Source organism: Clostridium sp. (assembly GCF_016650035.1).
In the GTDB taxonomy this organism is placed as follows: domain Bacteria; phylum Bacillota; class Clostridia; order Clostridiales; family Clostridiaceae; genus Clostridium_AD.
Window position 1 is genome coordinate 46,349 of the sequence record NZ_JAENWM010000017.1, and the last position, 6,416, is coordinate 52,764.

Genomic DNA, 6,416 nt, shown 5'->3' on the forward strand with positions numbered 1-6,416 from the left:
AAGATTCCACTAAAGTGGCTTTTTTAGACTAGCTCTAAAATACTTTCAAAAATACCATCCACATCTAGCTTATGCAATTTATAAAGTGTATCTACTACCCCATGAGTAATAAATTCATCTTGAAATCCTAAATTAATAACTTTTGTTTTCCCCTCCAATGTACTTACGTATTCTAATACTAAAGAACCCAGGCCCCCATGTATAAGATTATCTTCTATAGTTACAATGGAATATTTTTCGTTGACAAGCTCTTCAATTAATTTTTTATCAATAGGTTTAATAAAACAAGCATTAATTACAGTAGCTTCTACTCCTAGTTTATTTAATTTTTCTCTTACTAAAATTGCATTTTGAACCATTTTACCTGTTGCTATTAATGCTATTTTACCACCATCAAATAGTTTCTCCCACTTTCCTCTCTGAAGGTTTTCAATACAAGACATTTTAACATTTGAATTATCGCCGCCCCTTGGGTATCTTATAGCAATGGGATACTCTTGTTTTACTGCAAAAGTTAACATAGACTTTAATTCACTTATACACTTAGGTGCCATAATTGTCATATTAGGAATATGAGATAAATACGATAAATCAAATACTCCTTGGTGCGTTTCTCCATCTTGGCCAACTATCCCTGCTCTATCAATAGCAAAAATAACAGGTAGTTTTTGAAGACAAACATCATGTACTATTTGGTCATAAGCCCTCTGAAGAAAAGTTGAATAAACTGCAAAAATAGGTATTATACCTTGCGTTGCCATTCCTGCAGCCATAGTAACAGCGTGTTGCTCTGCAATTCCTACATCAAAAAATCTATTACTAAACTGTTTTGAAAATGCTTCTAGCCCTGTACCTTCTGGCATTGCAGCCGTTATTGCTACTATATTTTTATTATCTGTTGCAAGTTTTACCATTTGCTCACCGAATGCCTTAGAGTAACTTTCCTTAGAACTACCTTGTAACTCCCCAGTTAAGGGATCAAATGGACCTACTCCATGAAACTTATGTGGTTCTCTTTCAGCAAATTTATACCCCTTGCCCTTTTTAGTAATAACATGAATAATAACCGGCCCGTCTGTTACTCTAGCTAACTTTAAAACCTTACTTACTTCTTTAATATTATGTCCGTCAATAGGCCCTAAATACTTTATACCCATATGCTCAAAGAGCATACCTGGTACCAGTGCTTGTTTAATCCCATCTTTTAGTTTTTGAATTGAATTAACCATGCCTTTACCAAGAGAAGGAATCTTTATTAACGTTTGATTTATTTCTTTTTTTATCCTATTATATGTTGGATCAATTCTTATTGAGTTTAAATATTTGGACAATCCTCCAACATTTCTGGATATAGACATTTGATTGTCATTAAGCACGATAATCATTTTAGTTTTCTTAAACCCTATATCATTTAGCGCCTCAAAAGCCATGCCCCCAGTAAGGGCCCCATCACCTATTACTGAAATAACGTCATAGTCTTCGCCCTTTAAGTCTCTAGCTCTTGCCATACCTACCCCTGCTGAAATAGATGTACTACTATGTCCTGCTCCAAACACATCATATTTACTTTCATCCCTTTTAGGAAAACCGCTGAGTCCACCGTAATTTTTAAGTGTATCAAATTTATCTTTTCTTCCTGTAAGAATTTTATGTACATAGGATTGATGCCCTACATCCCATATTATTTTGTCCTTGTCAAGATCAAAAACATTGTACAAACTTAGCGTTAACTCTACAACGCCTAGGTTAGAAGCTAAATGGCCTCCGGTTTTAGATACTTTTTCAATTAAAAAGTCTCTAATCTCACCTGCAAATATATTCAATTGTTGTATGGACATATCTTTCACGGCATTTATATCATTAAAATCATCTATAATTTTACTCATATATATATCTATCCTCTTTTATTATTAAATTTATATTACCCACAATTATGGGCATATTATATCATATAATAATATTTATTTCAAAAGCTATTCACTATTAACGAGCAATTTAGAAACATCATATTAAGAGTGATTACTTTGCAAACACTAACAATCTCTTTTCAATAAAAATTCAGTAATTTCTTCTAAATATACTGTATTCACTTTAAGTTTTTTCAGAATTCCAAAGCACTCCTGAGTTAAATCGTTACATTTTGTTTTACATTTTTCTAAACCATACATAGTTATAAAGGTTGTTTTATTATTACATTCATCGGCTTTTACATTTTTGCCTAAAATCTCAACCTCTCCAATTACATCTAATATATCGTCTTTTATTTGAAATGCTAAACCTAATTTGTCACCATACTCTTTTAAATCCAATAAATCTTCCTCACTAGCATTTCCTAAAACAGCACCACATAATATTCCAGCTTTAATTAATTGCCCTGTTTTATTTCTATGCATGTATAAGAGTTCTTCCTCTGATATTGATATGCCTTCACTCAAAATATCGCATATTTGTCCTGCTATCATGCCCTGTGCACCAGAAGCTTTTGCTATAAGGCTACTGGCCACAATTTTATTTAAACTTCCATCTAAACACTGATTTAGCATTATTATCATAGCCTCGTTCAAAAGCCCATCTCCTGCAAGGATGGCTATTGCCTCCCCGTAAATCTTGTGATTTGTAGGCTTCCCACGGCGTAAATCATCGTTGTCCATTGAAGGCAGATCATCATGAATAAGCGAGTATGTATGAATCATTTCAAGAGCGCCTGCAAAAGGTAAAATTACTCTATAATCCTCTTTGTACATAGCATAGGTAAGAAGCATTAAAATAGGTCTAACTCTTTTCCCGCCAACCTTTATACTATAAGCCATTGCCTCAAAATTTCTACTGTCAGTTTCTGGTACACCCTCAAAGTAATCACTTATCCACTTCTCTATTTCATTTTTAAGCGATATCATGTTCATATTATCCCTTCTTTTCTTTATATGTTTTTATTTAACTACGTCCCCTGTTGCCCTAAAATCTTTTTCACCTTCTGATGTTAGTATTTTTATCTTACCTTCTGTATCATTCAAAATTTTATATAAACTATTACAGATTTTTACACCTTCTTCATAACTTGCCATAGTCTCTTCTAATGTAATTTCATTTACCTCCATAAGGTCAACAATTACTTCAAGCCTTTCCATCATGTTTTCATAAGATTCTTTTTTCTTTGCCATTAAAACCCCTCCAGATTGCTTATATTAAATGAAGCACTACCATCTTTCAATGTAATTTTTACCTCTTTCACATTATTAAGTGCACCTATTTCACTGATAACCGCATTTTCATTGTTTTTAAGTACCGCGTACCCCTTATTAAGTATATTCAGCGGGTTATGTGCATTCAAAAGAGCATTGAATTTAGAAAGCTTCTGCTTTTCCATTGAAACTTTGGTATTAAGTTTATAACACAATGCTTCTTTTAGATTATCTATTTGAATATATTGATTAACTATATAATTTAGGGGATTATTTATTTTTAGTGTTTTACCCATTAATTTAACTTTATTATATTCTTTTGTAACCACAAGTTCCACACGTCTTAATAGTAGTTCTCTAAATCCTTTAATTTCATTGTTTAACTCGCTTAAATTCTTCACAGCAATTTCTGCAGCTGCTGATGGAGTTGGTGCTCTATAGTCACTCACAAAATCTGCTATAGTAAAATCCGTTTCATGACCAACTCCAGTAATTATAGCTATTTTAGAATTATAGATTTCATTTGCTAAATTTTCTTCATTAAATGCCCATAATTCTTCTATGGAACCTCCACCTCTTGCAATAATAATTAATTCAACATTTTTTGATTCATTAAAATATTTTATTCCGCGTATAATATCCGCACTAGCATTTACTCCCTGAACTAGCGCTGGGTATATAAGCATGTTAACCAAGGGATTTCGTCTTATGCCTACATTAATTATATCTTTAACTGCAGCCCCTGTTTCTGATGTAATTACACCTATTCGTTTTGGGAATGAAGGTATGCTTTTTTTATGCACAATATCAAATAGCCCCTCATTTTCTAGCTTTTCCTTTAGATTTTGAAAAGCTAAATATAACTGTCCCTCTCCATCTGCTTCCATTGAGTCACAATAAACCTGATATGCTCCTCCACGTTCATAAACAGAGACTTTACCTCTTATGATAACGTTCATACCATCTCTAGGAGTAATTTTAAGCTTGGATGCCTGAGATTTAAACATTACACAATTTATCTTTCCAAATTCATCTTTTAATGAAAAATATATGTGCCCGCTAGAATGCAATTTTACATTAGATAGTTCTCCTTTAACATTGGTATTATTTAAAATAAAGTCGTTATCTATTATTTTTTTAATATATCCATTTAGAGCAGTTACTGTTAATACTTTAATAAACATTATCCCTCCATGATTCGCATACATTTTTAATAAGCATTGTGGTAGTCATGAGTCCTGTTCCACCAGGTACTGGGGTAACATAGCTTGCATGAGATATAACCTCATCAAAACATACATCTCCAGTAATTTTACCATCTACCATAGAAGTTCCAACATCTATAACAACAGCTCCTTCTTTAATAAAATCACCGGTAACAAAACCTGGTCTACCTATTGCTGCAACTAAAATATCTGCACTTTTACAAATTTCCTTTAAATTTAGTGTTTTAGAGTGACATATAGTTACTGTTGCATCCTCGTTAAGTAGTAGTTGTGCTGCTGGTTTACCTACAATATTACTTCTACCTAAAACAACAGCATGTTTGCCTTTAATAATGCATCCAGTATTTTTAATCATTTCAATCACACCTAAAGCAGTACAGGGAATAAAACAATTCTCCCCCTTATAAAATCTACCCATATTCTTGTCAGTTAATCCATCAATATCCTTTTTATATGAAATTTTCGAAGTTATTTCTTTTTCATTAAATTTTTTCGGTAGTGGCAATTGAAGTATTATACCATCCACACTATTATCAGCATTCAATTTTTCTATAATATCTACAACATTTTCTTCAGAAGTGTCCGCATCTAGTTTAATACAAGCATAAGAAATTCCAAGTTTATCACAGAGATTGTTCTGGCTCTTTACATATGACAGTGACCCACCATCATCACCTACTAAAATTGTTTTGATTGAAGGTACCCTTCGCCCGTTTTTAGTCCCCTCATTTATAATGGACTTAATTTCATCTCTGTATTTTTCAACAATTAGCTTTCCATTAACTCTAATACCCATATTATCCGCTCCTTTTATATATTCTAAAAATATTAGTTAATATAAAAATTCTAACATAATCCTAAAATACCTCTTTTATATAAATAAAATAGCTAGTCATGGTTGACTAGTTATTTTTTTGAATAATTATATTATATTTTTGTTAATGCATTGCTCTTAGAGCATTTTCGCTAATATACCATTTATAAAAGCTGGAGAACTATCTTCTCCATATTTCTTAGCAAGTTCTATCCCCTCGTTAACTGATACCTTATCAGGTATTTCTTCCTCAAATAATATTTCATATGTACTAATTCTTAAAATAGCTAAATTCATTTTTGATAATCTATTAAGTTTCCACTTGATTAAGTGTTTTTCAATATTTTTATCAATTTCAGTTATATTTTCATTGATTCCTGCTAACGCCTTAGTGATGTATGACATATCAACATCTTCTAAATCAACATCTGTATGCTCTTTGAAATTTTCAATTATATCCTCATACTTTTCTTTGTTTATTGACATTTCAAAAAGCAATTTCATTGCTATCTCTCTTGACTTTCTTCTATTCATTTAAATATACTCCTTCATTTTCGTAATATTTAATTATAGCTTTTACATAAGCACAATGATATAAATATCAAATTTAACGTGGAAACACCCTCTGATAACAGAGGGTGTTTATAACTATGCTTCTATTTCCTCTAGCTTTTCTGTTTTAGGTAATACAACATTTTGTACATAAACATTTACAGCTGACACTGCAAGGCCTGTCATTAGCTCTACAGATCTTTTCACATTAATTTGTGCTTTCTCAGTTACTTCTGGTATTTTAACACCATATTCAACTACAATGTGTAAATCAATTACAGCACTGTTTTCTTCTACATTTACCTTAATACCTTTAGATAAATTTTTTTTGCCACTTAATATTTGAGTTATCCCACCAACAATACTAGCACTCATTCCAACTATTCCCTGTATTTCAGCAACAGCGAGTCCTGCAATGACACTAACAACATCCTCAGATATTTTAACAATACCTATCTCTGTTTCATTTATTATTTTATCTTCCATATTAGTACCCCCTTATTTAGCTTGAGCTTTCACGGAAACTCATTAGCTCCTATGATTACTCATTTCTAGTATCATTAATTTTTGTTGATTCCCCCGTTTTTTCTGCATAAAACGCTTGACAAGTCTGTAAAGATTTGAAAAATCCCTCCTAGAGAC

General features: G+C 31.9%; 7 protein-coding genes. All 7 read right to left on the reverse strand.

Annotation, left to right across the window (positions count from 1 at the left end):
* Positions 1 to 23: 23 nt before the first annotated feature.
* The 7 genes from dxs to JJD95_RS06170 all read right to left on the reverse strand — a co-directional run bounded on the left by dxs (position 24) and on the right by JJD95_RS06170 (position 6,260).
* A complete protein-coding gene (dxs, locus tag JJD95_RS06140; RefSeq protein ID WP_291641400.1) occupies positions 24 to 1,886 on the reverse strand; it encodes a 1-deoxy-D-xylulose-5-phosphate synthase in 1,863 nt (620 codons plus the stop codon).
* Positions 1,887 to 2,033: 147 nt separating this feature from the next.
* Complete coding sequence (locus JJD95_RS06145) at positions 2,034 to 2,903, reverse strand: polyprenyl synthetase family protein (RefSeq protein WP_291641402.1); 870 nt, start codon at positions 2,901 to 2,903, stop codon at positions 2,034 to 2,036.
* A 27-nt stretch (positions 2,904 to 2,930) separates the two neighbouring features.
* Positions 2,931 to 3,161: an exodeoxyribonuclease VII small subunit gene (locus JJD95_RS06150; protein ID WP_291641404.1), complete on the reverse strand. Its 231-nt coding sequence runs from the start codon at positions 3,159 to 3,161 to the stop codon at positions 2,931 to 2,933.
* Positions 3,161 to 4,366, reverse strand: a complete 1,206-nt coding sequence (gene xseA / locus JJD95_RS06155) for an exodeoxyribonuclease VII large subunit (protein ID WP_291641406.1) — start codon at positions 4,364 to 4,366, stop codon at positions 3,161 to 3,163. Before xseA ends, JJD95_RS06150 begins: the two co-directional genes overlap by 1 nt.
* Positions 4,356 to 5,204 (reverse strand): bifunctional 5,10-methylenetetrahydrofolate dehydrogenase/5,10-methenyltetrahydrofolate cyclohydrolase, encoded by an 849-nt coding sequence (locus tag JJD95_RS06160; RefSeq protein WP_291641408.1) that lies wholly within the window; start codon positions 5,202 to 5,204, stop codon positions 4,356 to 4,358. The genes xseA and JJD95_RS06160 overlap by 11 nt, the downstream gene beginning before the upstream one ends.
* A 156-nt stretch (positions 5,205 to 5,360) precedes the next feature.
* A complete protein-coding gene (gene nusB, locus JJD95_RS06165) occupies positions 5,361 to 5,756 on the reverse strand; it encodes a transcription antitermination factor NusB (RefSeq protein ID WP_291641410.1) in 396 nt (131 codons plus the stop codon).
* 114 nt (positions 5,757 to 5,870) lie between these two features.
* Positions 5,871 to 6,260, reverse strand: a complete 390-nt coding sequence (locus tag JJD95_RS06170) for an Asp23/Gls24 family envelope stress response protein (RefSeq protein ID WP_291641412.1) — start codon at positions 6,258 to 6,260, stop codon at positions 5,871 to 5,873.
* Positions 6,261 to 6,416 lie beyond the last annotated feature (156 nt).